At 65.7% G+C, this 25745-nt stretch carries 22 protein-coding genes and 2 tRNA genes; 11 read left to right on the top strand and 13 right to left on the bottom strand.

The window, feature by feature from the left end; translation table 11 throughout:
• Positions 1-23 precede the first annotated feature (23 nt).
• Positions 24-1124 carry a glycosyltransferase gene (locus tag AC1ME3_RS18360; RefSeq protein ID WP_480954309.1) on the bottom strand — a complete coding sequence of 367 codons (1101 nt, stop codon included), beginning with the start codon at positions 1122-1124 and terminating at the stop codon, positions 24-26.
• Positions 1121-1948, bottom strand: a complete 828-nt coding sequence (locus AC1ME3_RS18355; protein ID WP_480954308.1) for a hypothetical protein — start codon at positions 1946-1948, stop codon at positions 1121-1123. The genes AC1ME3_RS18360 and AC1ME3_RS18355 overlap by 4 nt, the downstream gene beginning before the upstream one ends.
• 130 nt (positions 1949-2078) lie before the next feature.
• On the opposite strand from AC1ME3_RS18355, the gene AC1ME3_RS18350 reads away from it, so the two are divergent.
• Positions 2079-2906 (top strand): response regulator, encoded by an 828-nt coding sequence (locus tag AC1ME3_RS18350; protein ID WP_480954307.1) that lies wholly within the window; start codon positions 2079-2081, stop codon positions 2904-2906.
• A gap of 102 nt (positions 2907-3008) precedes the next feature.
• Positions 3009-3851, top strand: coding sequence for an amidohydrolase family protein (locus AC1ME3_RS18345; RefSeq protein WP_480954306.1), 843 nt, complete (start codon positions 3009-3011; stop codon positions 3849-3851).
• On the opposite strand, the gene AC1ME3_RS18340 is transcribed toward AC1ME3_RS18345, so the two are convergent.
• The 6 genes from AC1ME3_RS18340 to moaA all read right to left on the bottom strand — a co-directional run bounded on the left by AC1ME3_RS18340 (position 3848) and on the right by moaA (position 9509).
• Entirely contained in the window at positions 3848-5284 is a 1437-nt protein-coding gene (locus AC1ME3_RS18340; protein ID WP_480954305.1) for a mannitol dehydrogenase family protein, read from the bottom strand. The genes AC1ME3_RS18345 and AC1ME3_RS18340 overlap by 4 nt on opposite strands.
• Positions 5281-6759: a UxaA family hydrolase gene (locus AC1ME3_RS18335; protein ID WP_480954304.1), complete on the bottom strand. Its 1479-nt coding sequence runs from the start codon at positions 6757-6759 to the stop codon at positions 5281-5283. The genes AC1ME3_RS18340 and AC1ME3_RS18335 overlap by 4 nt, the downstream gene beginning before the upstream one ends.
• A 237-nt stretch (positions 6760-6996) precedes the next feature.
• Entirely contained in the window at positions 6997-7248 is a 252-nt protein-coding gene (locus AC1ME3_RS18330) for a hypothetical protein (RefSeq protein WP_480954303.1), read from the bottom strand.
• A 308-nt stretch (positions 7249-7556) separates the two neighbouring features.
• Positions 7557-7631 (bottom strand) — tRNA-Asn (locus tag AC1ME3_RS18325).
• Between the two features lie 88 nt (positions 7632-7719).
• Positions 7720-8499, bottom strand: a complete 780-nt coding sequence (locus AC1ME3_RS18320; protein WP_480954302.1) for an NAD kinase — start codon at positions 8497-8499, stop codon at positions 7720-7722.
• The gene (gene moaA, locus AC1ME3_RS18315; RefSeq protein ID WP_480954301.1) at positions 8496-9509 is read right to left on the bottom strand and encodes a GTP 3',8-cyclase MoaA; all 1014 of its coding nucleotides are present in this window, start codon (positions 9507-9509) and stop codon (positions 8496-8498) included. The genes AC1ME3_RS18320 and moaA overlap by 4 nt, the downstream gene beginning before the upstream one ends.
• Positions 9510-9633: 124 nt before the next feature.
• Here moaA and AC1ME3_RS18310 point away from each other — a divergent pair, with 124 nt between their 5' ends.
• The 6 genes from AC1ME3_RS18310 to AC1ME3_RS18285 all read left to right on the top strand — a co-directional run bounded on the left by AC1ME3_RS18310 (position 9634) and on the right by AC1ME3_RS18285 (position 18032).
• Positions 9634-11307 (top strand): EAL domain-containing protein, encoded by a 1674-nt coding sequence (locus tag AC1ME3_RS18310; RefSeq protein WP_426280529.1) that lies wholly within the window; start codon positions 9634-9636, stop codon positions 11305-11307.
• 11 nt (positions 11308-11318) lie between these two features.
• Positions 11319-11729, top strand: coding sequence for a YybH family protein (locus tag AC1ME3_RS18305; RefSeq protein WP_480954300.1), 411 nt, complete (start codon positions 11319-11321; stop codon positions 11727-11729).
• A gap of 29 nt (positions 11730-11758) precedes the next feature.
• Entirely contained in the window at positions 11759-12745 is a 987-nt protein-coding gene (locus tag AC1ME3_RS18300; protein ID WP_480954299.1) for a DUF2891 domain-containing protein, read from the top strand.
• Between the two features lie 69 nt (positions 12746-12814).
• The gene (locus tag AC1ME3_RS18295; protein ID WP_480954298.1) at positions 12815-14923 is read left to right on the top strand and encodes a prolyl oligopeptidase family serine peptidase; all 2109 of its coding nucleotides are present in this window, start codon (positions 12815-12817) and stop codon (positions 14921-14923) included.
• A 13-nt stretch (positions 14924-14936) separates the two neighbouring features.
• Positions 14937-16721, top strand: coding sequence for a DUF885 domain-containing protein (locus AC1ME3_RS18290; protein ID WP_480954297.1), 1785 nt, complete (start codon positions 14937-14939; stop codon positions 16719-16721).
• A gap of 267 nt (positions 16722-16988) precedes the next feature.
• Positions 16989-18032, top strand: coding sequence for a rod shape-determining protein (locus AC1ME3_RS18285; protein ID WP_056490679.1), 1044 nt, complete (start codon positions 16989-16991; stop codon positions 18030-18032).
• Positions 18033-18149: 117 nt separating this feature from the next.
• On the opposite strand, the gene AC1ME3_RS18280 is transcribed toward AC1ME3_RS18285, so the two are convergent.
• From AC1ME3_RS18280 to AC1ME3_RS18270, 3 genes are all read right to left on the bottom strand, one after another.
• Positions 18150-18225 (bottom strand) — tRNA-Ile (locus AC1ME3_RS18280).
• A gap of 136 nt (positions 18226-18361) precedes the next feature.
• Positions 18362-18628, bottom strand: a complete 267-nt coding sequence (locus tag AC1ME3_RS18275) for a hypothetical protein (RefSeq protein WP_031393308.1) — start codon at positions 18626-18628, stop codon at positions 18362-18364.
• A 154-nt stretch (positions 18629-18782) separates the two neighbouring features.
• Complete coding sequence (locus tag AC1ME3_RS18270; protein WP_480954296.1) at positions 18783-20186, bottom strand: M20/M25/M40 family metallo-hydrolase; 1404 nt, start codon at positions 20184-20186, stop codon at positions 18783-18785.
• Positions 20187-20309: 123 nt separating this feature from the next.
• On the opposite strand from AC1ME3_RS18270, the gene ettA reads away from it, so the two are divergent.
• Genes ettA through AC1ME3_RS18255 form a run of 3 tightly spaced genes read left to right on the top strand, consistent with a single transcriptional unit; the run spans position 20310 to position 23738 of the window.
• The gene (gene ettA, locus AC1ME3_RS18265) at positions 20310-21989 is read left to right on the top strand and encodes an energy-dependent translational throttle protein EttA (protein WP_056062887.1); all 1680 of its coding nucleotides are present in this window, start codon (positions 20310-20312) and stop codon (positions 21987-21989) included.
• 4 nt (positions 21990-21993) lie between these two features.
• Positions 21994-22536, top strand: coding sequence for a CYTH domain-containing protein (locus tag AC1ME3_RS18260; RefSeq protein WP_480954295.1), 543 nt, complete (start codon positions 21994-21996; stop codon positions 22534-22536).
• Positions 22537-22538: 2 nt separating this feature from the next.
• Positions 22539-23738: a sensor histidine kinase gene (locus AC1ME3_RS18255; RefSeq protein ID WP_480954294.1), complete on the top strand. Its 1200-nt coding sequence runs from the start codon at positions 22539-22541 to the stop codon at positions 23736-23738.
• 180 nt (positions 23739-23918) lie between these two features.
• Here AC1ME3_RS18255 and AC1ME3_RS18250 read toward each other — a convergent pair whose 3' ends face one another.
• Positions 23919-24650: a phosphocholine cytidylyltransferase family protein gene (locus AC1ME3_RS18250; protein WP_480954293.1), complete on the bottom strand. Its 732-nt coding sequence runs from the start codon at positions 24648-24650 to the stop codon at positions 23919-23921.
• Between the two features lies 1 nt (position 24651).
• Entirely contained in the window at positions 24652-25743 is a 1092-nt protein-coding gene (locus tag AC1ME3_RS18245) for an inositol-3-phosphate synthase (protein ID WP_056050788.1), read from the bottom strand.
• Positions 25744-25745: the final 2 nt, after the last annotated feature.

Below are 25745 nucleotides of genomic sequence, written 5' to 3'. Positions count from 1 at the left end.
GAGGATCGACTGGCGCTCGATCTCTAAGCGGGCGCCCAAAGCGAGACCGCCAGTCCTTCCAGATAGTCCGCGGCGACCTTGGCCGCATCCGCGTCGTACAGGTCGGCGAGCGCGACCTGATCGAGTGCCTTCGCGGCGTCGAGTATCCCCCGCCATGGTGCGAGTGCGCCCGGCCATGACGGCAGCGCGACCGCGGCGCCCAGTTCCGCGAGACGTTCTGCCTTGCGGGTCTGTTCGCCGAAATAGCGCCATTCGGGTGCGCAGACATAAGGCCGACCGACGCGTGCGATCTCGTGCACGGTGTTGTCACCGGCCGAGGCTATGACGACGTCCGCGGCGGCGATGTGGTCGGTGATGCCGGGGACCCAGCCGAGTTCGACGAGATTGCCGAAGTCGGTCTCATGCCCCTCGCGGTGGACCGGTCCGAGCACCAGCCACAGCGCATCGGGCACCGCGCGCGCCGCCATCGTCAGCGGCGCGTACGGCGTGCCTGCGCCGCCGCCGCCGGTAAGCACGACGATGATTTCCTTGGTCGGATCGAGGCCGAGTTTCGCACGCGCCTCGGCCTTGGTCGAGACGGGGTCGACGGTCGTGCACAGGCCGCCTGCGTAGCACGTGTTGGCGCGCACCCAGTCGGGCGTATCCGCCTGTTCGAGCGCCTTGCCGAAGGGTGCGAGCAAGCCGACGCTTGCCTGATATGCGCCCAGATGACCCGGATCGAGCCGGTCGCCGTGCATCCGGATGCTGATCGCGGGCACGCTCGCGATCCGGGCCAGCAGCGCGATCTCGGCGGAAACGTCGACCACGAACAGCGCCGGATCGACGTCGTCGAGATGGTCGATGATCGTCCGCATCGTCGCCCGCGTCTTCGCGACACCGAGCGGAACGCAGTGCATCACCTCGGGCGTCGCCTGCGCAAACAGGCCGGGCGTCGGCACCGGCGCGCCGATCATGTCGGGCAGCGCGGCGATCGTGATCGGTCGCTCGAAGCCGTCGAACAGCGACGGCTTGGCAGTCAGGATCGTCACCGCGCGCTCGGCAGGCAATTCGCGGATGATCGCCATCGCGCGGTTGGCGTGGCCGCGACCCTGGTGATGGATGAAGAACGTGATCGGCTTGGTCATGCCGAACGTTGTACCGATCCGGCCTCCGATGGCGATTGATATCGATCAGCATAGTTCGCGCTCAGTCCGAATGCCGCCTCGACCTCGGGATCGAGCCACGCGGTGATGTGTTCGGCATCAGCAGGCGCGAGTTCGGGATAAGCCGTCGGAACATAGGGGGCATAGCCTTGCCCCTTGTAGCTGGTGATCGGCACATATTCTTCGCGCCGTGCAATCCCGGTCGCCTCGGACAACGCCTCGACGAACGCCGACGGAGCGCGCGCGAACGCATCATAGCCGAGCAACGCGACGTTGTGCGTCCGGTTGGTCAACGACGCCCAGTGGCGAAGTTTCGCGGTGCGCTTGGCGATGCAATTGGCGAAGCGTTCGCCGGTTTCCGGATCGCGCTCGTGCAGCATCTCGTCGCCCTGCATCGGATGCCCCGGCTCGATGGGGCCGAAATGATCGTCCCAATAACTGTGCCACTGGCTGCGGATGAACACGTCGAACGGCTCCGCCTTCAGGTCCGGGTGCGCGTGCCATGGCTGGCGGTGAAGGCTACGGGTCCAGTCGAACGCATCGCGCGCGACGACCAGCACCAGCGTATCCTTCACGAACAACGTTTGCGGCGGCACGAACCAGTGCTTGAAGCCGAAATCCTCGGTGATCGTCACGCTCGGCATGTTCGCCTCGATCGCGCGCGTGACGAGGTTGGTACCGCTGCATCGCTGGCCGTAAACCTGGACTCGCGTGATCGGCACGTCGCCCCGCTTGAGGATCCGCAGGCCCTCCAAAGGCTGGAGCCAGTTCAAGGGTTTAACGTGCGGTTTGGCGGGCGTCGACATGGGGAATGCCGCTAGCGCCGACCGGCAGTTCATACAACCATCCCACCTCGCAGCGTGCCCGGAAACCACTTCGACGATCGCGGTGGATTCCGGAAACATACCGGACAAACGTCGGGTCCATGCGGCCGCCATGATCGCGAACCATCACGGCGTGCCCGGCTCTCCATCGTACGTTCCCGACGGGAACGCGTTCACCACCCACGAGACCTTGCAACCGGAGGCCGCCCGGATCGTCATCGTCGACGACGATCCGGGCCTGCGCGACCTGCTCACCGAGTTCCTGGTCGATCATGGACTTCACGCGGAGGCCGTCGAGAGCGGGGCGGCACTGCGGACGCGTTTGGGGCGATCGCCGTGCGACCTGATCGTGCTGGACATGATGATGCCGGGCGAGGACGGGCTGTCGATCCTGCGGACGCTCCCGCAAGGCGCCGGCGCACCGGGGGTAATCATGTTCTCCGCGCTCGGCGGCGAGATCGACCGGGTGGTCGCGCTCGAACTGGGGGCCGACGATTACGTGACGAAGCCGTCCAGCCCACGTGAGATCCTGGCGCGGATCCGCTCAGTGTTGCGGCGTAGGGGGACGGGCGGGCGGGCTCCGGAGGCTTCCCCAGTCGTCGAGGGCGTGCATTCGGGAGCGATCGACATTTTCGCGTTTGCCGGTTGGATGCTCGACTGTCGGATGCGCGTGCTTCACGCGCCGGACGGGACGGTCATCAGGCTGACCGACGGCGAGTATCAGCTGCTTGTCGCATTCGTATCGGAACCGCAGGTGGTACAGTCGCGCGACGCGATGATCGCCCGGTCGGGACGGACCGAAAGCATGGCGCGTGGGCGCACGATCGACGTCAATATCAGCCGGTTGCGACGGAAACTGCTGGCGTTCGATCCGACGGAGATTATCCGGACGGTGCGCGGCACCGGTTATATCTTCATGCCGGTGGTCGTCGCGAAATAGCGTTCGGTCATGGCGATACGTCGATCCGATTGCTGCGCTGGCGTGCACGCGGTACGTTCTTCGGATGCAGACACAGCCGACCAGCCAGGCGCGGATCGCCGCGTGACTCGTATCGACGCGCACCAGCATTTCTGGTCCTATTCGCCGTCTGCATTCGACTGGATCGATACCGACAGCGTGCTCGCTCGCGACTTTTCGCCTGCCGATTTGATGCCATCGTTGGACGGCGCCGCGATCGACGGCTGCATCGCGGTGCAGGCGCGACAGAGCGACGCCGAAACCAACTGGCTGCTGGAACTCGCGGCTGCGCATCCGCGGATCATGGGCGTGGTCGGCTGGATTGATCTGCGGGCCGACGACATTGCCGAGCGGCTGGAGACGCGGTCGGGATCGTCCAAACTGGCTGGGTTTCGGCATATCGTCCAGGACGAGCCCGACGACGATTTCCTGCTGACACCCGACTTCGTGCGCGGGGTCCGGGCGACGGTCGAGCGCGGTTTCTGCTACCACATTCTCGTCAAACCTCATCAGGCCATCCATGTCCGTCGCTTCTGCGATCTGGTCGCGGCGGGGCGTTCGAGGGCGCCGCGGCTAATCCTCGATCACGGTGCGAAGCCCGACATCGCGCACGGTGGCTGGCAGCCTTGGGCGGACGCGATCGCCGACATGGCGCAGGTGCCGTCGCTCAATTGCAAGATATCCGGGCTCGTCACGGAGGCGGATCACGCGACGTGGACGGCGGACCATATCGCGCGGTATTTCGACCACCTGCTTGCGTGCTTCGGACCCGATCGGCTGATATTCGGCTCCGACTGGCCGGTCTGCCGCCTTGCAGCCGAGTATCGCCAGGTCGTCGACCTGATCGACGGGTTCGTCACGCGCGCTTGCCCGGAGGCGCGGGACGCGATCTTCGGCGGCAATGCTCGGGCGGCCTATGGGGTCTAGAGGTTCACGCCCGACCAGTTGCCGCGGCTGATCCGTTCCGCCGCTTCGGCGACCGCGGACCGGGCCACTGCGTCGTCGCGGAGTTCGGGGGGGAAGCCCAGTCCTGCGTCGATCAGACGCGCGACGACCTCGGCCGGCGTTCCGTGGCGTGCCGCGTCCGCCAGGCGATCGCCGGCTGGATCGACGATCGGAATCTTGTCGCGGGAACGTTGCATCAGGAAGGCGACCCACGCGCCGAGCGCGGTGACGACGCCCGCGGGCATGCGATCCGCGCGGCGGTTGGCGACGAGTGTATCGCCCAGCCGGTAGGGCAGCTTCTGCGATCCGTCCTGCGCGATCTGGTCGAGCCGGTGGACGATCACTGGGTTGCGGAACCGCTGGAGCACGGCGGCGCGGTAGGCATCCAGGTCGAGACCAGGGGTCGTGGGCAGCATCGGGATGATGTCGTCGCGGATCATCGCATCGACGAACCCGGCGAGCGCCGCGTCGTTCATAGCGTCCGCCACGCTCGCCGCGCCGCGGAGCAGGCCGACATAGGCGAGCGTCGAATGCGCGCCGTTGAGGATGCGCAGCTTCGCCTTCTCGTAGCTGGCGACATCGGTCGTGATCGTCGCGCCGACCGAGGCGAGATCGGGGCCGAGTGGGGTGCCGATGTCCTCGATCACCCACTGCACGAAGGATTCGCGTTGGACCGCGGCGAGGTCTTCGAGTCCGATCGCTTCGGCCACATCGTCGTAGAGCGCAACGTCGGACGCGGGCGTGATCGAATCGACCATCGTCGACGGCACGCGCACCTCACCGGCGATCCAGTCCGCCAGATCCGTATCGCCCACGCGTGCGAAGGCGACCAGAGCGGCGTGGAGCTTGGCGCCGTTGCTGGCGAGATTGTCGCATGGCATCGGCACGAACGGCGCGATCCCCGCATTCCGGCGCGAGGCAAGACCAGCGACCAGCCATCCGACCAGGCTGCGCGGCGTTGCCGTCCCGGCGAGATCATGGACGATATCGGCGTGCGACAGGTCGAGCGTGCCGTCGGCGGCGAGGCAATAGCCCTTCTCGGTCACGGTCGACGTCACCAGCCGGACCGCGGGATCGGCGAGCAGTGCGTGCGTTTCGGTCGCGTCGTCGGGCCCGAGGAATCGGCGATGCGCACCGATCACGCGGTTCGACGATTCGGCGTCGCGGATCGCGAGCGTGTAGAGCCCGTCCTGCTCGGCAAGTGCTGCGACCGTTCGCTTGCTGCGCATCGAGACCGCCGCGATGCCCCAGCGCGGGTCATCACTCAACAGCGCGTCGATATACGCCGCCTGGTGCGCGCGATGGAATGCGCCCGGCCCGAAATGAACGATGCCGATCGAGGGGAGGGGGCGGCCTCGCGGACTCTCGATCGTCGTCGGCAGTTTGTCGAGCGTCGCATGGCTCAGTCGTGTCAAAGCGTTACTCCACGTTTCCAGATCGCGATTTCGCGTTCGCCATTGCGCTCGGCGGCGGTTTCGCGGCCCGATGCGATCGCGGCGATGCAGTCGAGCAACGCCGTTTCGGCCGAGGCGAACCCCTGGTCGAGGACCTGTCCGGCGTCGAAATCGATCCAGCCCGGCTTGCGCTGGGCAAGGTCGGTGTTCGACGCGATCTTGATCGTCGGTACGGGAAACCCGAGCGGGGTGCCACGTCCGGTCGTGAACAGGATCACGGTCGCGCCGGCGGCGGCGAGGGCGGTCGACGATAACGCATCGTTGCCGGGCGCCTCCAGCATCGTCAGCCCGTCGGTCCGTGCCTGCGCGCCGTAGCCGATGACGTCGACGATCGGCGAGCGGCCGGCTTTCTGCACGGCGCCCAGCGACTTTTCCTCCAGCGTCGTGATCCCGCCGACGACGTTGCCGGGGGAGGGGTTTTCCGACACCGGCTCGCCATGGTCGATGAAATATTGCTTGAAGCCGTTCACGACGCCGACGATCGCATCGAACACCGAAACGTCGGCGGCGCGGTTCATCAGCGCCTGTTCCGCGCCGAACATCTCAGGGATCTCGGTGAACACCACGCGGCCACCGGCGCCGACGACCTCGTCGCTCATCCGGCCCACCAGCGGGTTGGCGGTCAGCCCCGACAAGCCGTCGGACCCGCCGCACTTCACGCCGAGCACCAGTCGATCGAGCCCGACCTCCTGCCGTTCGCAGGCCGCCAGCTCCGCCAGTTCCTCGACCAGCGCGATGCCTTCCTCGACCTCGTCAACGCTCAGCTGTGCCGTCAGCGTGCGGATCGCCGGGCGCCGCCATGCGGGGATCGCCTCGACCAGCGCGTTGATCTGGTTCTCCTCGCACCCAAGTCCGACGATCAGCACGCCGCTGGCATTGGGATGGCAGGCGAGGCTCGCGAGGATCTGGCGCGTGCCGTCGAGATCGTGGCCGAGCTGCGAACAGCCGTGCGGGTGGCTGAACGCGTGGACGCCGTCGATCTTGCCGGCCAAGGCCGTCCCGGCCCTGGCGGCGATCCGCTCGGCGGTCCGCGCGACGCACCCGACGGTAGGGAGTATCCAGATCTCGTTGCGCGTGCCGACCCGACCGTCGGGCCGAACGAAACCGCGAAAGGTCGCATGGCGGGGGGATGTCGCAACCGGCTCGTCCGTCGGGGCGAAACCGTAATCGAGCGTGCCGGCCAATCCGGTCGACAGGTTCTGGCTGTGGACATGATCGCCCGGCGCGATGGCGTCCGTCGCCCGCCCGATCGAATAGCCATATTTCGTCACGTCCGCCCCGGGCGCGATAGCGTCGAGTGCGATCTTGTGGCCCCGCCGAACGGCCTGCATCAGGGTGAGCACGGCGTTGCCGGTATCGATCCGGTCGCCGACATCGGCGTCGCGCAACAGGGTCGCGACGCTGTCGCCTGCGCGGACTATCACTGCATCGACCATTCCGAACCCTCCGCCCCGTTTTCCGCGTGCAGGACCGCATAGTATCAAATCGGGGCGCGACGCACGAATAAAGCTATCGGGAAGCGTCATCGGATCGGGCAGGGCGCGCGCGTCTCCGCGACGACTATTGGTAGTGCAGCGCTTTCTAAGAGCCAAAGGCAATGAAGTGCGTGGTGCGACGTGGCTTCAGCCGAGCCCAGGGTCGATTGGACCGGTGCGTGACACCGGTCCAACAGATTAGTTGCTGTCGGAATCGTCGCCATCGTCTATCGCGAGATACAGACCACCACCGACCGCAACTGCGGCAAGAGCGATGATGATGAAACCACCGTCGGCGACCTTGGACTTCTTAATGGTCGGCGTGCCGGCGCGTGCCGACTTGATCGTCGAGAGGCTGGATGCCGGGTTGGCCGAAGCCGCGTTCGCGGCAACCGGTGCGGCTACCAGCATGAGGCCAGCCGATGCCGTGGCAAGTGACTTAAGAAACATGAAATCTCCAATATTTAAGTGAGACTTCATCATAAACCACAAAGTGTCTTAACATGAAATAAGTTTCATAAACTAAAGAATGCTCGTTACAGCTAAGTCCCTGCAACATCTGGGCATTTGCGCAAAACCCGCCCATCGCGAAGGCGTCTCGCGTGGGTTTGGTCTTGGGTTTGGACTCTTTGGCACCTGGGGGGACGGCAGGTCAGACGCCGTCGCAAGAACGACTGCAACTTGCTGGACAGATGTGAAAAAGGGGTTCCGGCCTACCGGCATCTCGCGAATAAGCGAGGACTTGTCCGGTTAAAAAATGGCTCCCTGAGTAGGATTCGAACCTACGGCCACTCGATTAACAGTCGAGAGCTCTACCGCTGAGCTATCAGGGAACGTTGCCGGAGGCGGCTCTATAAACGGCCGGTCGGACGATGCAAGCGGGTTTCGCCGCAAAAATGCAAAGTCGGCGATAAACCGCGTTCAGGCGACGAACTGTTCCATGGTGATGCGGTCGTCGAGCGCGTGCTCGGGATCGAAGAGCAGTGTGAGCTCGCGCGCGCGGTCCATGCAGATGTCGACCTGCGCGACGTCGCGGATCTCGCGCTGGTCGGCGACCGCGGAGACGGGGCGCTTGCCGGGGTCGAGCACGCGGATGCGGATGCGTGCCTTGTCGGGCAGGATCGCGCCACGCCAGCGCCGCGGGCGGAACGGGCTGATCGGGGTCAGCGCGACCATGCCCGAGCCGAGCGGCAGGATCGGACCGTGCGCGGAAAGGTTGTACGCGGTCGAACCGGCCGGCGTCGCGACAAGGATGCCGTCGCAGGCGAGTTCGGCGAGGACGACGCGGTCGTTCACCGTCACTTCGAGATTGGCGGTCTGGCGGGTCTCGCGCAGGAACGAGACTTCGTTGATCGCGGGCAGCGTGTGCGTCCGGCCATCGACGCCAAGCGCGGTCATGCTGAGCGGGATGACCTTGAACGGCTTCGCGCGCTCCAGCCGGTCGGTGAGGCCGTGGTGGCGCCATTCGTTCATCAAAAACCCGACGGTGCCGAGGTTCATGCCGAACACGGGCACGGGCGGCTTGCGGCGCTCCAGCATCGTGTGCAGCGTCTGCAGCATGAACCCGTCGCCGCCGAGCGCGATGATGACGTCCGCGTCCTCGACCGGCACCCACTCGCCCATGTCGGCGAGCTCCGCTTCGGCGGCACGAGCAGGCGGGGTATTGGACGCGACCAGCGCCCGCCGCTCGTATCGGCTCATCCGCCGGTTACGCTCATGTGGCGGGCGACCGCAGGGCCTTCGCCCTGGCCGATGCGGAAGTCATGCGCCTTCGGCTTGGCGAACAGGCCAGCGTCGATCGCTTCGTCGAGACCGGCGGTCCCGCCTTCGCGCAATGCCGCCTTCAGGTCGACCTGATCGTCATGGCCCAGGCACATGTACAGCTTGCCTTCGGTGGTCAGGCGCACCCGATTGCAGCCGTCGCAGAAATTGGCAGTCAGCGGCGAGATCAGGCCAAGACGCGTGCGCGTGCTATCGACGTTCCAGTAGCGCGCGGGGCCGCCGGTCTTGTGCGCGTCGCGGGCAAGCGTGAACTGCTGGCCGAGATCCTCGAACACCTTGGTCAGCGGCAGGAAGCGGTCGGTACGGTCCTCGTCGATAGCGCCGAGCGGCATCGTCTCGATGAGCGACAGGTCGAACCCCTCGTCGCGACACCAGGCGAGCATCGGTGCGATCTCGTCCTCGTTGAAGCCCTTCAGCGCGACCATGTTGATCTTGATCGCCAGCCCCGCGTCGCGTGCGGCGTAGATGCCGCCGATGACCTGTGACACGTCGCCATGACGGGTGATGTAGCGGAAGCGCTCGGGATCGCGGCTGTCCATGCTGACGTTGACACGACGGATGCCGGCATCGACCATCGCCTCGGCATGCTGCGCGAGGCGCGTGCCGTTGGTGGTCATCGTCAGCTCTTCGAGACCCGATCCGATGTTGTGACCAAGGCGCTGTACCAGTTCGGCAACGTCGCGACGCACGAGCGGCTCGCCACCCGAAAGACGAATCTTCGTCACGCCACGTGCGATGAAACGCTCGGCAATGATCGCGATCTCTTCGAGGCTCAGCAGCTTGCTGCGCGGCAAGAATGTCATCTTTTCGGACATGCAGTAGCGGCAGCGCAGGTCGCAGCGATCGGTCACCGAAATCCGCAGATACTTGATCGTGCGACCATGCGTATCGCGCAGCGGCTTTTGCTCGAGGGTGGGCGCGATCGTCATCTTCTCCGAGCTAAGACCTGACTGTCCCACTAACAAGGCCGGATCGGCTGGTATTGGATTGGCGCGCGGCGATACGGCGGCTAGGCTCGCACCGGTCGAGCGAGGTGCGACGGATATGGAAGACATGCAGATCGCAACGACGCTGTTCGCGGTATCGTTCCGTCAACGTGATGAGATCGCGGAGATTTTGGCAAGCGCAGGGGCCGGTGCGGGGTGGCAGGCGGCGGTCGTGGGCGATGCCGAAGGGTTGGAAAGCCGGTTCCTGGGGAGCGGTGCCGCGGTCGCGTTGATCGATGCGCGCGGCGCACTCGACGACGGACTTTCGGCGACGCGCAGGCTGGGCGGGTTGGTCGCCACCAACGGTGCGGCGTTGCTGGTGCTGGTATCGCGCGGCGATGTCGAGGCGATCGGCGAGTTCTTCGATGCGGGCGCGACGCAATTCCTGGCCAGTCCGGCGAGCGAAGGCGAACTCGTCCAGGCGCTGCGGTTCGCGGGGCGCCATGCCGCACGCGCATCCGGCGGCGCGATCGATCGGCGCGGCATACCGGGCGCGTCGCACTATGACAGGGAGACCGGCGAAGCGCGGCGCTGGATCGTCAGCCGTATCGCCGAGGAGCGGCCGGTGGCGGTGGTGCTGGTCGCGCTGTCGCGCCTCGACATCGTCAATGCGGCGCATGGCCGTCCCGCGGTGGATGGCCTGATCGAAGCCGCGGTGTTGCGCGCAGAGACGGTCGCGCGCCAGGCGATCGGCGTGGATGCGATGGTCGCGCGGCTTGGCGGGTCGGAGTTCGTGCTGGTGATCGAGGCGGCCGGGGCCGCGGTGACGGCGGCGATCACCGCGCTGGATGCGGCGCTCGCGCGGCCGTTCGCGGTGGCGGATACGCGCGCGGTGCTCGGATGCCGCTTCGGCGTGGCGCAGCGCCAGCCGGGCGACGACGCGGCGGCGTTGTTGCGCCGGGCGAGCGAGGCGTTGGCGGAGGCGAAGGCGAGCGACGGATCGGTGCTGCACGTGGCGCTGCCCGACGGCGTTGCGCCGATCGACGCGCTGGCGATCGACCTGCACCATGCGATCGAGCGCGACGAGATCGACTTGCGCTGGCAGCCGCAGGTCGAGATCGCGAGCGGCAAGATCACGGGGGTCGAGGCCTTGGCGCGCTGGAACCACCGGGCGCTCGGGCCGCTCGGCGCGGATACGTTGTTCGACGCCGCAGACCGGGCCGATTTGGGCATCGCGTTGTCGGACCATATCCAGCGGCTGGTGCTGGCGCGTGCGGTCGCGTGGCCGGAGGTTCTGGGGACGTTGCGCGTGTCGCTGAACCTGACGGCGGCGGATATCACGCGGCCGGGGTTTGCCGCGCTGTTCCTGGCGCGGATCGACGAGAGCGGGTTCCCGCGCGGGCGGCTGACGGTGGAGATTACTGAGACGGGGTTGATCGAAGACCTCGCGGCGGCATCAGCGTTGCTGGCGGAACTGCGTGGGGCAGGGTGTCGGGTGGCGATCGACGATTTCGGCACGGGGTATTCGAGCCTCGCCTATCTGAAGTCGCTGCCGCTCGATTACGTCAAGATCGACAAGTCGCTGGTGCGGGACATCGACGGCAGCGCACGCGACCGCGTGGTGGTCGCCGGCGCGATCACGATGGCGCGTTCGCTGGGCCTCGCGGTGATCGCCGAGGGGGTTGAGCGACCGTCGCAACTCGAACTGCTCGCCGCGGGTGGATGCAGCCTGTACCAGGGGTTCCTGCTGTCCGAACCGGTGGGCGAGGCGGCGTTGCTCGAACTGATGGCGAGAGAATGATGCGGACCCTGATGCTGCCCCTTGCAATCGTCGCGATCGCAGCACCCGCGATGGCGCAGACTCCTGCCGAAATCGCGATCCGCAAGGGCATGGAAGCGAGCGCGGCGGGCTGGAACGCGGGCGATCTCGCGCGGTTCATGGACATCTATGCCGACGATGCGGTGTTCGTGACGCCGAAGGGACTGCTTCGCGGCAAGCCGGCGATTGCGGACAAATACCGGTCCAGCTTCAGCGGCACGGGCAATGCGCGCGGCAAGCTGTCGTTCGCGTTCCTGGAGATGCGCGGTCTGGATCCGGCGCATGCTATGCTGTTCGCACGGTGGACGCTGACCGGGGCGTCGACCAGCGAATCAGGCATGACGACTTTGGTGTTCGAACGGCGTGGCGGCGCGTGGAAGATCATTGCGGATCACAGCAGCTGAATGTCCGACGAACGATGTGGGATGACGCGATGACACAGCGGCTCGACCGCGCGACTGCTGCGCGATTTGCCGGGCTGACGCTCGGGCATCTGACCCGCGAATGGCCGTACAAGCTCGACCAGGTGCTCGACGGGCCCGGTGACCTGGCGCTGCCGAAGACGCTGCATCCCGTGTTTCACGGCAGTTTTGACTGGCATAGCTGCGTCCATGGCTGGTGGCAGGTGATGCGCCTCGCGCGGCTGTATCCGGACATGGCGGAAGCCGCCGCGGTCGAGGCGCTGGCGGACCGGATGCTGGTGCCCGCGCTGATCACGGGCGAGGTGGCGTATCTCGATCGGCCGGGTACCGGCGGGTTCGAGCGGCCTTATGGCTGGGGATGGTTGCTCGCGCTGCACGACGAGTTGGCGCGGCGGCCAGATCGGCCCTGGGCGGCGGCGGTCGAGCCGTTGGCACGCGCATTCGCGGCGCGGTTTGCGGCGTATCTGCCAAAGCTGATCTACCCAGTGCGGAGCGGGAAGCATGACTGCACCGCGTTCGCGCTCGTCCACGCGCTGCGCTGGGCACGGACGCATGACCCGTCGCTCGCCGCACTGATCGAGGCGCGCGCGCGGGACTGGTACGGGGACGATCGCGACTGTCGGCCGTTCGAGCCTAGCGGGGAGGATTTCCTGTCGGCGACGTTGTGCGAAACGGCGTTGATGAAGGACGTGCTCGGGGCGGAGCTCGCGCCGTGGCTGGCGGCGTTCCTGCCCGACCCCTTCGGTCCAGCGACGGCGTGCCTGCGTTCCCCCGCGATCGTCAGCGACCGGTCGGACGGGCGGCTCGCGCATCTCGATGGCGTGAACCTGTCGCGCGCGTGGTGCTGGCGGACGATCGCCGACGCGCTGCCCGATCCTGCCGCCGCCCGCGCGATCGCCGATGCGCATCTGGCGGAGGCGCTGCCGCATCTCGCGGACGATTACATGGGCGAGCATTGGCTGGCGACGTTCGCACTGCTCGCGCTGGAGGCCGACTGATCTGAAGAGAAGGGGCTGGCGTAGCGGACTGCGCTGCCTACAGTCGCATCATTGAACGATAAGAGAGTGATGATGCAAAGACGCCTGCCGTTCCTGGCCTTGCTGGCCCTTTCGACGACCGCGCTGGCGCAGACGCCGGCCCCCGCTACCGATCCGAATGCGTATCTCGAGGATATCCACGGCACGCGTGCGCTCGATACCGTCAAGCGGTGGAACACGCAGTCGCTCGCCGCGCTCGAAGCCAAGCCCGGCTATGCGCGCTACCGCCAGCGTGCGCTCGACCTGTTGCAGGCGGATCGCCAGATCGCGACGCCCGACCAGATCCTCGGCGATCAGGTGCTGAACCTGTGGCAGGACAAGACGAACGTACGCGGGCTGTGGCGGGTCGCGTCGCTGGCGTCGTTCACCAGCGGCAAGCCGGTCTGGCGGACGCTGATCGACGTCGATGCGCTCGGCAAGGCGGAGGGCAAGAGCTGGGTGTGGAAGGGCGCGACGTGCCGCTCGCCGTCGTACGATCGCTGCATGGTCGCGCTGTCGAACGGCGGCGGCGATGCGGTCGAGGAACGCGAGTTCGACATCCCCACGGGCAAGTTCGTCGCGGACGGCTTCGTCGTGCCGAGCTTCAAGACTGGGCTGAACTGGGCCGGGCCGAACGCGCTGTACGTAGCGACCGATTTCGGCGCCGGGAGCCTTACGAAATCAGGCTATCCGCGCACCGTGAAGTGGTGGCAGCGCGGCGCGCCGCTCGCGGCCGCGGCCACCGTGACGAGCGCGACGCCGGACGATGTCGGGATCGAGACCAACGTCTTCAGCGATGGCGACCGGCGCTATCCGCTGGTGTCGCGCAACGTCGATTTCTTCCATTCGAAGCGCAGTCATATCGGCGAGAATGGCCGGCTGGTGCCGTCGCCGTTGCCCGACGATGCCGAGATCAACGCTGTCCTCGATGGTCGGTTGATCGCGACGCTGGCGTCTGACTGGAAGGGGATCCCGAGCGGGTCGGTCGTGGCGTACAGCGTCCCCGACGTGCTGGCGGGACGCACGCCGACGATCGAACGCGTGCTGGTGCCGACCGCGACGCAGGCGGTGGAGCAGGTCGATTCGAGCAAGTCGGTGCTGTGGGTGAAGATGCTCGACGACGTCTCTGGCCGGCTCGTGTCGCTGACGCGCGGCGCGGACGGGCAATGGGTGCAGTCGGTATCGGCGCTGCCGACCGCGTCGACGATCCATCTCGATGCGACCGCGGGCAAGGACGACGTCGCGTTCGCGGTTGTCGAGAGCTTCCTCAGCCCGCCTGCGCTCTATGCCGTCCGCCCCAATGCCAAGCCGGTCACCGTCGACACGCTGCCAGCGCGGTTCGACGCCTCGACGATGCAGGTCGAACAACGGTTCGCAACCTCGAAGGACGGGACGAAGATCCCGTATTTCCTCGTGCGCAAAAAAGGCACGACGGGGCCGGTGCCCGCGCTGGTCCACGCGTACGGCGGGTTCCGCAACGCGCAGACACCGACCTATCTCGTCGACCAGCCCTATCGCTCGGGCCCGGCCGGGCTGTTCTGGGTCGAGGGGGGCAACGCGTTCGTGCTCGCCAACATCCGTGGCGGTGGCGAATACGGGCCGCGCTGGCACCAGATGCCGCTGCGCGAGAACCGGCAAAAGGCGTATGACGATCTCCACGCGGTCGGTGACGATCTTGTCCGGACCGGCGTGAGTGCCAAGCGGAAGATCGCCGTGTCGGGGCGGTCGAACGGCGGCCTGCTGGTCGGCGTCGCGATGGAGCAGCGTCCTGATCTCTACGGCGCGATCGTGATGGGATCGCCGTTGCTCGATATGCAGCGTTACTCGCATCTGTCGGCAGGCGCATCGTGGATCGGCGAATATGGCGACCCGGACAAGCCCGCGGACTGGGCGTTCATCTCGCAATATTCGCCGTACCAGAATTTGAAGCGCGGCGTGCAATACCCGACGCCGTTCATCTACACCTCGACCGAAGACGACCGCGTCCACCCCGGCCACGCGCGCAAATTCGCCGCGCGGCTGGAGGCGTATGGCGATCCGTTCTTTTATTACGAAAACCCGGAGGGCGGCCATGCGGCGGGCGCCGATAAGATCGAGGACGCCAAGCGCGCCGCGCTCGTCACCGTCTATCTGAACGCGCAACTCGCGCCACAACGCTGATCGTCAGGAATCCATGATGCGTAATTTCCGTCTGTTGCTCAGCGCCGCGATGCTCGCGCTGCCGGTTTCATCTATCCCTGCGCCCGTGCTGGCCGCGCAAGCGAACGAGACGTCGGCGTTCGCGTCGCTCTCGAAGCGCTACGTCGATGGTCTCGCCCGCCTCAATCCGTCGTCGGCGACATCGCTCGGCGATCACCGCTTCGACGCACAGATCACCGACATGTCCGCCACAGGTCGTGCCAAGCGTGAGGCGTTCTCGAAGGCGATGCTCGCCGATCTCCAGCGGATCGACCGCAAAGCCCTGTCGCGCGAGGAGCAGGTCGATGCGGCGCTGCTCGACAATGCGCTGCGCTACGACATCTGGGATACCGAGACGCTCGGCGGGTGGGCGTGGGATCCGCAGGTCTATAACGACATCGCCGGCAGCTCGCTCTATTCGCTCGCCGCACGCGATTTCGCGCCGTGGCCACAGCGCCTGAACGCGGCGACCGCGCGGATGGCGGCGCTCCCCGCATTACTGGCGCAGGCGCGCGCGAACATCGTCCCCGCCCGCGTGCCGTCGATCTACGCGACGACCGTGGCGAAACAGAACAGCGGCATCGTCGACATCGCCGAGACCATGCTCGCGCCGCACAAGAGCGAATTGTCCGCAGCCGACGCCAAGCGGTTCGACGCCGCGCTCGTGATACTGAAGGCCGCGGTTGCCGAGCACCAGGTCTGGCTCGACAAGACGCTCGTGCCCGGTGCGAAGGGCGACTTCCGCCTCGGCGCGGCGCTCTACGACAAGAAGCTGGGCTTCGCGCTGCAATCCGACCTCACCCGGGCCGAGATCAAGCGCCGCGCGCAGGCCGCGATCGTCGACACGCGCGTACAGATGTACGCGATCGCGCGCCAGATATTCGGCGCCAAGAAGGGCGCGCTGCTGCTCCCCGACAAGCCGTCCGAAGCGCAGCAACAGGCCGCGATCCAGCTCGCGCTCGAACTCACCTACGCGAAGCGTCCGGCACGCGACGGCATGATCGACGCCTCGACCAAGGCGCTGGCGCAGGCGACCGCCTTCGTCCGCGAGAAGGGGCTGGTCGGGATGCCCGACAGCCCCGTGAAGATCATCACCATGCCCAAGTTCCAGCAGGGCGTCGCGGTGGCGTATTGCGATTCACCCGGCCCGCTGGAGAAGAATCTCGGTACGTTCTTCGCCGTGTCGCCGATCCCCGACGACTGGACCGAGGCGCAGGCGACCTCGTTCCTCAGCGAATATAACGACTACATGATCCACGACCTCGCGGTGCACGAGGCGATGCCGGGGCATTACCTCCAGCTCGCGCACGCCAACGCGACTCAGTCGACGCTGCGCGCGGTGCTCGGCTCGGGGCCGTTCGTCGAGGGCTGGGCGGTGTATGCCGAGGGCATGATGGCGGACGAGGGCTATCTGAATGGCGATCCGCTGTTCAAGCTGACGGTGCTGAAGATGCGGCTGCGCTCGATCTCGAACTCGCTGCTCGACATCGGCATCCACACCGAGGGCATGACCCGCGAGCAGGCGATGCAGCTGATGACGCACACCGCGTTTCAGCAGGAGCGCGAGGCGGCGGGCAAATGGGTCCGCGCCTCGCTCGGCTCGACGCAGTTGTTGAGCTATTTCACCGGCTATTCGGAGCACATGGCGTTGCGCGACGAGGCCAAGAAGCGGCAGGGCGCGGCGTTCGATCTCAAGCGCTACAACGACGCGTTGCTCGCGCATGGTTCGCCGCCAGTGCGCTACGTCCGCGAACTGCTGTTCGACCTGCCGATCGGATGACGGCAGGCGGGTGCGGGTGACGCATATCCCGTGGTCGATCCGTTCATCGGCACGGGGGGCGAGGGGGTTATCTTCCCCGGCGCAGTACGCCGTTCGGAGCCCACCGCGACTTTATCGATGACACCGTACGGAGAATGCCGTCGTGATCGTCGTTGGGTTCGCCCGTCCGGGCGCAGAGCGATTGACGCGGATCGCACTACGCCGACAGCATATGGTTTCATACAGTGGCCACGGTAACGGGCGCACGCTTTCAGATTGTCACAGCCCATGCGTCTTCCTCGCCTGTTCAGCCGCCCGTCGAACGACATGGCGATCGATCTCGGAACGGTGAACACCGTCGTCTATCTGCGCGGTCAGGGCATTGTCCTGAACGAACCGTCCGTGGTGGCGATCGAAACGCGGAATGGCGTCCAGCAGGTGCGCGCGGTCGGTGCCGAAGCGAAATTGATGATGGGCAAGACGCCCGACGGGATCGAGACCATCCGGCCGATGCGCGACGGCGTGATCGCCGACCTCGACGTCGCCGAGCAGATGATCAAGTTCTTCATCGAAAAGGCGCATGGCGGGCCCAGCCGACTGCCACGCCATCCCGAGATCGCGATCTGCATCCCGTCCGGCGCGACCTTGGTCGAGCGTCGCGCGATACGCCAGGCGGCGTCCAATGCCGGCGCGCGCAAGGTATATCTGATCGAAGAGCCGATGGCGGCGGCGATCGGTGCCGGACTGCCGGTGACCGAACCGGTCGGGGCGATGGTCGTCGACATCGGCGGTGGCACGACCGAAGTGGCGGTGCTGTCGCTGCGAGGGCTTGCCTACAGCACGTCGGCGCGGGTCGGCGGCGACAAGATGGACGAGGCGATCAGTTCGATGATTCGTCGCAAGCACAATCTGATGATCGGCGAAGCCACCGCCGAGCGTGTGAAGCTGGCGGTCGGCATGGCGCGCATGCCGGAGGATGGGATCGGCGAGGTCATGCGCGTCAAGGGACGCGACCTGCGTGCGGGGGTGCCACGCGAGATCGAGGTGACGCAGGCGGATATCGCGGCGTCGTTGGCGGATCTGATCGGCCAGATCGTCGAAACCGTGCTGACGGCGCTGGAGAAGACCGAACCCGAACTGGCCGCCGATATCTGCGATCAGGGCATCGTCATGACGGGCGGCGGATCGCTGCTCGCGCGGATCGACGAAGTGTTGTCGGACGCGACGGGGCTGCCCGTCACGGTCGCCGAGAACGCACTGACCTGCGTCGCGATCGGCGCGGGCCGCGCGATGGAAGAGCCTGTCTATCAGGGCGTGATGACGGAAATCTGACGTGGCGGAGCACCGGCGCTCTGCGGTTTCGGCAACGTCGACATGCACTGCGCGTCGTGAAGCGCTCGAACCCGACATCGGTTTTCAAGCGCTTGGCTCGATGACAGGGCAAGGGGTTGGTGGGCCCGGCAGGAATCGAACCCGCAACCTAGCCGTTATGAGCGGCCAGCTCTAACCGTTGAGCTACAGGCCCAACCCGTGACCGCGTTAGCGCAAGCGTCCATCCCGCAAAAGGGCACACAAGCAAAACGGCAAAGAAAAAGGGCGCCCCCGAAGGAACGCCCTTTCCGACACTAATACTCTATCGGGCGCGAACGCCCGACAGGGTCTTAGTTCATGTTGTCGGTCTTCTCGTCGGCAGCGTCACGGACGTTGTCGGCAGCTGCGTTCATGTTGTCAGCAGCGTTCTCGAGCACGTCGGTAGCGACTGCGTTCGAGGTGTTGTCCGCCATGGCGTCCATGTTGTCAGCCTGCATTTCCATGTTGTCAGCCAGCATGTCCGCGTTGTTCTCAACTGCGGCGGCTTCTGGCGACTTGCTGCAGGCTGCGACGGACATCAGGCCGGCGGCAGCAGCGATCAGAACGATCTTCTTCATTCGAATGCTCCCAAGCATAGTTTCACTCGCGGCCGACCCGATTGCCGTCGCGAAGTCACGTCAAATAGCGGCCCCCGGCGGGCGGTCAATCCGCTAAATTCATCTGTCCGCAAGGTTTGCGGCAGAACGATGACAGATTGGTTCATGCAATTCGTCACTTCTGGGGCACAATTGACCCGATTTCCTCGGGCGCATTGGCCACTGTCGCGATCACCGTGGTCCAGGCCGCGACGTTCTGACGGAGCTGTTCGGGGTCGATCAGATCCAGCGTGTCCTCGGGCGTATGGTGATAGTCGAAGTAGCGCAGACCCGACTGGTTGAGGTCGATTCCAGCGACGCCCGTGGCGATCACCGGGCCGACGTCGGTGCCGCCGTGCGGGGCATCGGCGCCGCGAACGATCCCGAGCGGGGCGAGCGCGACGGCCAGGCGATCCTCGATCGGCTTGGCGGCGGCGGGCAGGCTGCTTTCGAACCGCCAGACGCGATCGGCACCGAAATCCGATTCGGCGGCGGTCGCATGGCGCTCGCCGGCGTGCGCCTTGGCGTAGGCGGCTCCGCCGAAGCCGCCGCTCTCCTCGTCGCCGAACCAGACGACGCGGATCGTGCGACGCGGGCGCTGGCCGCTGTCCATGACCATCTTTGCGGCCGCCGCGGTGATCGCGATGCCTGCGCCGTCATCGATCGCGCCGGTGCCGAGATCCCAGCTGTCGAGATGGCCACCGACCAGGACGATCCCGGCCTTGGGGTCGGTGCCCGGAACCTCGGCGACGACGTTGCCCGATTCGCGCATGCCGACCTGCTTGTCTTCCAGCACCAGCTTCAGCGTTACCGGCTTGCCGAGCTTCACCAGCCGTTCGACATGCTCCGCGTCCGCGACGGACAGCGCTGCCGCGGGGATCGGCGTCACGCCCGCGTCGAAATTGGTGTTGCCCGCGTGCGGCCCGCGGCCGTGATCGGTACCGATCGACCGGATGACGATCGCCGCCGCGCCCTTCTTGGCGGCAACGTTCGGTCCGACGAAGCGCGCGGTGCCCTGCGATCCATAGCTCGACCCGTCCTGGGTCGGCTGCATCGCGTTCGACACGAAGGCGATCTTGCCTTTCAGGCTGCCGTCGGCGGCGGGCGCCAAGTCGTTGTATGTCGCGAAATACACGATCGGCAGGGTCAGTCCGCCCGGCGGCGTCGCGCCCGAATTGCCAAGCCCGACCAGATGCAGCGTCTGCGCATAGGGAGCGACCAGCTCACCACTCTCCATACCGCGCGACCAGACCGGCAGCTGGTAAGGCTCGATCCGCACGTTCTTGAACCCGAGCGCCTTCAGCTTGGCGACCGACCAGGCGCGCGCCCGCGGTGCCGCCTCGGTGCCGGTCATTCGCGGGCCGACCTCGGTCGTGAGCCCCTCGACGATCTTGTACGCCGTATCGTCGGTCAGCGCCTTGTCGCGCAGTGCAGCAACCTTCGCGTCGACCGCGGTTGCTGGGGCAGCGGTGCGCTGCGCCGCAAGAGGAACGGCGGTGATTGCGGCACAGGCCGCCAGAAATGGTGCGATACGCGTCATCAGCAATTCCCCTTGGTGTCGGCCTCCTTCGTTAGGTCCCAGCTCGCGCGTTGCCAACCTTCGCGGCTGCCCTTACATGCGCAGATCAATCCCTCCCTCACGAACACCCGAACGGAGACCCCCGTGGCCGGCCAATACGCCTATGTCATGAAGGACATGACGAAGACCTTCCCCGGCGCGCCCAAGCCGGTGCTGTCGAACATCAATCTGCAATTCTATCATGGCGCCAAGATCGGCATCGTCGGCCCCAACGGCGCGGGCAAGTCGACGCTGATCAAGATTATGGCCGGCATCGACAAGGACTATACCGGCGAGGCCTGGCCGGGCGAGAACGTTACCGTCGGCTATCTGGAGCAGGAGCCGCAGCTCGACGCCACCAAGACCGTGCTGGAGAACGTCAAGGACGGCGCGCGCGGTGTCGCGGACATGGTCGATCGCTTCAACGCGATCTCCGCCGAGATGGGCGATCCCCAGGACGACACCGACTTCGACGCGCTGCTGGAGGAGATGGGGACGCTTCAGGAGCAGATCGACGCGATCGACGGCTGGACGCTCGACAACCAGCTCGAGGTCGCGATGGAAGCGCTACGCTGCCCGCCAGGCGACTGGCCGGTCGACAAGCTGTCGGGTGGTGAGAAGCGCCGCGTCGCGCTGACCCGCCTGCTGATCCAGAAGCCGGGCATCCTTCTGCTGGACGAGCCCACCAACCATCTCGACGCGGAAAGCGTCCAGTGGTTGGAGAATCATCTGAAGGATTATGCGGGCGCGGTGCTGATGATCACCCATGACCGCTATTTCCTCGACAACGTCGTTGGCTGGGTGCTCGAACTCGATCGCGGCAAGTATTTCCCGTATGAGGGCAATTACTCGACGTATCTCGAGAAGAAGGCCAAGCGCCTTGAGCAGGAGGATCGTGAGGAATCCGGTCGTCAGACCGCGATCAAGAACGAGCTCGAATGGATTCGTCAGGGTGCCAAGGCGCGCCAGACCAAGTCCAAGGCGCGTATCGCCAACTTCGAACGCCTCGTCTCCGCACAGGAGAACCGCTCGCCGGGCAAGGCGCAGATCGTCATCCAGGTGCCCGAGCGTCTCGGCGGCAAGGTCATCGAGCTCGAGAACGTCTCCAAGGCTTACGGCGACAAGCTGCTGTTCGAGAACCTCTCGTTCACGTTGCCCGCGGGCGGTATCGTTGGCGTCATCGGTCCCAACGGCGCCGGCAAGTCGACGCTGTTCAAGCTGATCACTGGGCAGGAGACGCCGGACAGCGGCACGATCGACAAGGGTTCGACCGTGCGGCTCGGCTATGTCGACCAGAGCCGCGATCATCTCGATGACAAGAAGAACGTCTGGGAGGAGATTTCCGATGGCCTCGACTCGATGAAGGTCAACGGGTTCGACCAGTCGACGCGCGCCTATGTCGGGGCGTTCAACTTCAAGGGCCAGGACCAGCAGAAGAACGTCGGCAAGCTGTCGGGCGGCGAGCGCAACCGCGTCAACATCGCCAAGATGTTGAAGCGCGGCGGCAACGTGCTGCTGCTCGACGAGCCCACCAACGATCTCGATGTCGAGACCTTGGGCGCGCTTGAGGAAGCGATCGAGAACTTCGCCGGGTGCGCGGTGGTGATCAGCCACGATCGCTTCTTCCTGGATCGTCTCGCCACGCACATCCTGGCGTTCGAGGGCAACAGCCATGTCGAATGGTTCGAGGGCAATTTCGAATCCTACGAAGAGGACAAGCGCCGCCGTCTGGGCGATGCGGCGGATCGTCCTACCGCGCTGTCCTATAAGAAGCTGACGCGCTGACCCGATGTTGCGGGGGCTCGACGAGGAACTGGTCGCTCACAAATACGCGCATGTCGAGCGCGAGCGCCGGTTTCTCGTCGACCCTGCGCGTCGGCCCGATCTGGCCGACGCGCCGTATATCCTGATCGAGGACCGGTACATCGAGGGTACGCGGCTAAGGCTGCGCGCCATGACCGATAGCGGGTCGGGGCGCGTGGTCCTGAAGATCGGCAAGAAGTACGACGTTGCCGATGTACTGAGCAGGCCGACGGTCACGACGTATCTCGATCGGGACGAGTATGACCTGCTGGCGAAACTGCCGGCACGATCGTTGAGGAAACGCCGGTATCCGGTGGATGCAGACTTTGGCATCGACCTGTTCGAAGGGGCGCTCGCCGGGCTCGAACTCGCCGAGATCGAGCAGGACGGCGCGGCCGCTTTGACGTCGATCGTCAGCCCCGAATGGGCAATCGCGGAGGTCACGCATGATCCGCGATTTCAGGGTGGGCGATTGAGCCTGCTGGATGCGGCAGGCGTGACGAGACTTATTGCCAGTAACATCGAGTGAGTATGACGGTTATCGAACAATCTCCCGGCGGCGATCGGCCCCCTGGCGCAGGCGAACTGGAATATCGTCTTCGCCAGCAGTCGATCCTGGCCGATTTCGGGATCGAGGCGCTGCGGGCGCGGGATCTGCAGCCGATGTTGCAGCGCGCGACCGAGTTGTGCGGCGAGGGAATGCGGTCGAAATACTGCAAGTTCCTCGAATACCGTCCCGAACAGAACACCTTGTTGGTCCGCGCCGGGATCGGCTGGGCGCCGGGGGTGGTCGGGTCGACCGAGATGCGTACCGACCTCGGCTCGCCGGCGGGGTTCGCGCTGGAGACCGGGCTGCCGGTGATCTCGAACCATCTGGAAAACGAGCAGCGCTTCCGGACACCGGAGTTCATGGCGCAGCACAATATCCGCCGCGCGATCAACGTGCTGGTGGAGACGTCGGGCAAGCGCTTCGGCGTGCTCGAGGTCGACAGCCCGGACGAGGGCAAGTTCGAGCCGGCCGACTTCGCCTTCATGCAGGGGTTTGCCAACCTCATCGGCGTCGCGATCGAGAGGCAGCAGGCGGAGCAGCGGCTGAGCGAGGCGATGGAGCATCAGGAGTTGCTCACGCGCGAAGCCAGCCACCGGGTCAAGAACAGCCTCGCGCTCGTCTCTGCGATGCTCAACCTTCAGATGCAGGAGGATGACGATCCGCGTATCCGCCGGCTGCTCGGCGATGCGCAGGCGCGGATCACCGCGATCGCACAGACGCACGACCAACTCTGGCGTGGGGATCAGGTCGGCATCGTCGCGCTGAACGATCTGGTCTGTGGGATCGCTAGGGGGCTGGGCGAGCAATCGCTCACCCACCGGATCGACTGCGATATCGAGGCGATCCTGATCAGCGCGGACGTGGCGATCCCGATGGGCTTGCTCGTCACCGAGCTGGTCACCAACGCGATCAAATATGCGTATGGCGACGATGGTGGCGTGATCCTGGTCACGGTGCGGAGCGCGGACGGGCGAATCGTGTTGACCGTTTCCGACGAGGGCGGCGGGTTGCCGGCGGACTTCGACCTGAAGACGGCGTCGCGCAAAAGCCTTGGGATGCGGATGATCGGCAGCCTCGCGCGGCAGTTGCGCGGGACGGTGACTATCGAGAATGCGCAGGTCGGGACGTGCGCGACGTTGGACGTGCCCGATCCGCGGGTGGAGGAAGCCTCGGCAACTTAACGATACTCCGTCATCCTGACGAAAGTCAGGACCCATAGCCCAAAGGGCAACACTTGTAACTCTGGATCCTGACTTTCGTCAGGATGACGGGTTTTATCGTTCTCCTGCGAACTCAGGAGTCCAGGGTCAGGAGCATTTCGGTTGGTATCCTGGGCTCCTGCGTTCGCAGGAGAACGGTGGTTAAGCGGCGACCGCTTCGGCTTTAGTCGCCATCCACGCCTCGGCCTTGGCCAGCGCGGGAGCGTCATCTACATCGATCCAGTCGATGTCGCTGCAATCGACGATCCGGGCCAAGCCTTGCGCGGCAAGCAGGCGGACGCCTTCGGTCAAAGACGGGCTCGTCAGCGTGGCCAGCGCGTCCGACAGCGCAGGGCCGATCGCGAAAACGCCGGTGTCATAGCAGTCGTGCGGTTCGAGGACCTTGCCGATCGCGACGATGCGGTCGCCTTCGGTCGCGACGCAGGTGACGTCCTCTGGGTCGACCCAGTCATGCCCGAGCCGTCGGTCAATGCCGAGGCGCAGACCGCCGCCGGCCCCGGCCTTAGCCATGCGGGCATAGATTTCGGGGCTGACGAGGTGGTCGCACATCGCGAGAATAGCTTCGCTACCGGCCAGCGCATCGCGCGCCGCCAGTACCGAAACGCCGTTAGGTTCGCGGTGGTCGGCGAGAACAGTCTCGACCGCCAACGGCCAACGCCGGCTCGCGAGATACGCTTCGATCGCCTCGCGCCCGTAACTCACCGTCACGATCGCGCGCGCGAAACCGGCCTCCGCCAGCCCCTCAAGCGCGTGGGCGATCAACGGCCGCCCCGCGACCGCGCAGAGCGGCTTGTACGGGGCGGAGGTGCGAAGGCGGCTGCCTTCCCCGGCGGCGAGGATGATCGCCGTTTCAATCCGGGGCGTATCGATCATGTCAGGCGGCCTTGATGAACCGCTCGACTTCGATCTGCGCGAGATCGTCGGTCATCTGCGTGCGCGGGTGCTTGCAGAAATAGGCCGATGCAGGGTCGATCACGCCGGCGATGCCGCGATCCTTGGCGATCTTGGCGCAACGGATCATGTCGATCGCGACGCCTGCCGAGTTGGGGCTGTCCTCGACCGAGAGACGCAGCTCGATGTTCATCGGCACGCCGCCGAACAGCTGGCCTTCCATACGCAGGAAGCAGACCTTGTTGTCGTTCTGCCAGGGCACGTAATCCGACGGACCGATATGGACGTTGTCGTCGTCCATGCGCTCTGCCGCAACCGACTGCACGGCTTCGGTCTTCGAGATCTTCTTCGACTCAAGACGGCGATGGTTCGACATGTTCAGGAAGTCGGTGTTGCCGCCGGTGTTGAGCTGGTAGGTGCGATCCAGCTTCACGCCGCGCTTGGCGAACAGGTCGGTCAGCACGCGGTGGACGATCGTCGCGCCGAGTTGCGCCTTGATGTCGTCGCCGATGATCGCGACGCCGGCGTCTTCGAACTTCTTCGCCCAGACCGGGTTCGAGGCGATGAAGACGGGGATGTTGTTGACGAACGCCACGCCTGCTTCGATCGCGCATTCGGCGTAGAATTCGGTCGCTTCCTGCGAACCGACCGGCAGGTAGTTCATGAGAACGTCGGCGCCCGACGCCTTCAGCTCGGCGATGACCTCTTCACGGGTTGGTTCGGCGGCGTCCGAGACCAGGAACGTACGGTCGTCCTTGAAGTCGGCCATGTGGTCGGCGACGCCGTCCAGCTTCTTGCCCATCTTCACGATCGTGCCGGTGTTGCCGACATTGGGTGCGAACACCGCGGTGCAGTTGGGCTTGGCGAAGATCGCCTCGGCGACGTCCTTGCCGACCTTGCGGCGATCGACGTCCCAGGCCGCAACGACCTTGATGTCGCTCGGCTTGTAGCCACCCATGTCGAAATGCATCAGGCCAACCTGGTCGTTTGCCCCCTCGCGATAATGCTCGAGGCCCTGGACGAGCGAGCTCGCGCAGTTGCCGATGCCGACCACGGCGATCCGAATGCTATTCATTA

Source organism: Sphingomonas sp. BL2 (genome assembly GCF_056680015.1).
This window is presented reverse-complemented; position numbering and strand designations above follow the sequence as displayed.

Excerpts from the sequence above, each read along its gene's own strand:
- AC1ME3_RS18360 (WP_480954309.1), bottom strand. The coding sequence starts at position 1,124 with ATGACCAAGCCGATCACGTTCTTCATCCATCACCAGGGTCGCGGCCAC.
- AC1ME3_RS18355 (WP_480954308.1), bottom strand. The coding sequence starts at position 1,948 with ATGTCGACGCCCGCCAAACCGCACGTTAAACCCTTGAACTGGCTCCAG.
- AC1ME3_RS18350 (WP_480954307.1), top strand. The coding sequence starts at position 2,079 with ATGATCGCGAACCATCACGGCGTGCCCGGCTCTCCATCGTACGTTCCC.
- AC1ME3_RS18335 (WP_480954304.1), bottom strand. The coding sequence starts at position 6,759 with ATGGTCGATGCAGTGATAGTCCGCGCAGGCGACAGCGTCGCGACCCTG.
- AC1ME3_RS18330 (WP_480954303.1), bottom strand. The coding sequence starts at position 7,248 with ATGTTTCTTAAGTCACTTGCCACGGCATCGGCTGGCCTCATGCTGGTA.
- AC1ME3_RS18320 (WP_480954302.1), bottom strand. The coding sequence starts at position 8,499 with ATGAGCCGATACGAGCGGCGGGCGCTGGTCGCGTCCAATACCCCGCCT.
- moaA (WP_480954301.1), bottom strand. The coding sequence starts at position 9,509 with ATGACGATCGCGCCCACCCTCGAGCAAAAGCCGCTGCGCGATACGCAT.
- AC1ME3_RS18310 (WP_426280529.1), top strand. The coding sequence starts at position 9,634 with ATGCAGATCGCAACGACGCTGTTCGCGGTATCGTTCCGTCAACGTGAT.
- AC1ME3_RS18305 (WP_480954300.1), top strand. The coding sequence starts at position 11,319 with ATGCTGCCCCTTGCAATCGTCGCGATCGCAGCACCCGCGATGGCGCAG.
- AC1ME3_RS18300 (WP_480954299.1), top strand. The coding sequence starts at position 11,759 with ATGACACAGCGGCTCGACCGCGCGACTGCTGCGCGATTTGCCGGGCTG.
- AC1ME3_RS18295 (WP_480954298.1), top strand. The coding sequence starts at position 12,815 with ATGATGCAAAGACGCCTGCCGTTCCTGGCCTTGCTGGCCCTTTCGACG.
- AC1ME3_RS18290 (WP_480954297.1), top strand. The coding sequence starts at position 14,937 with ATGATGCGTAATTTCCGTCTGTTGCTCAGCGCCGCGATGCTCGCGCTG.
- AC1ME3_RS18285 (WP_056490679.1), top strand. The coding sequence starts at position 16,989 with ATGCGTCTTCCTCGCCTGTTCAGCCGCCCGTCGAACGACATGGCGATC.
- AC1ME3_RS18275 (WP_031393308.1), bottom strand. The coding sequence starts at position 18,628 with ATGAAGAAGATCGTTCTGATCGCTGCTGCCGCCGGCCTGATGTCCGTC.
- AC1ME3_RS18270 (WP_480954296.1), bottom strand. The coding sequence starts at position 20,186 with ATGACGCGTATCGCACCATTTCTGGCGGCCTGTGCCGCAATCACCGCC.
- AC1ME3_RS18260 (WP_480954295.1), top strand. The coding sequence starts at position 21,994 with ATGTTGCGGGGGCTCGACGAGGAACTGGTCGCTCACAAATACGCGCAT.
- AC1ME3_RS18255 (WP_480954294.1), top strand. The coding sequence starts at position 22,539 with ATGACGGTTATCGAACAATCTCCCGGCGGCGATCGGCCCCCTGGCGCA.
- AC1ME3_RS18250 (WP_480954293.1), bottom strand. The coding sequence starts at position 24,650 with ATGATCGATACGCCCCGGATTGAAACGGCGATCATCCTCGCCGCCGGG.
- AC1ME3_RS18245 (WP_056050788.1), bottom strand. The coding sequence starts at position 25,743 with ATGAATAGCATTCGGATCGCCGTGGTCGGCATCGGCAACTGCGCGAGC.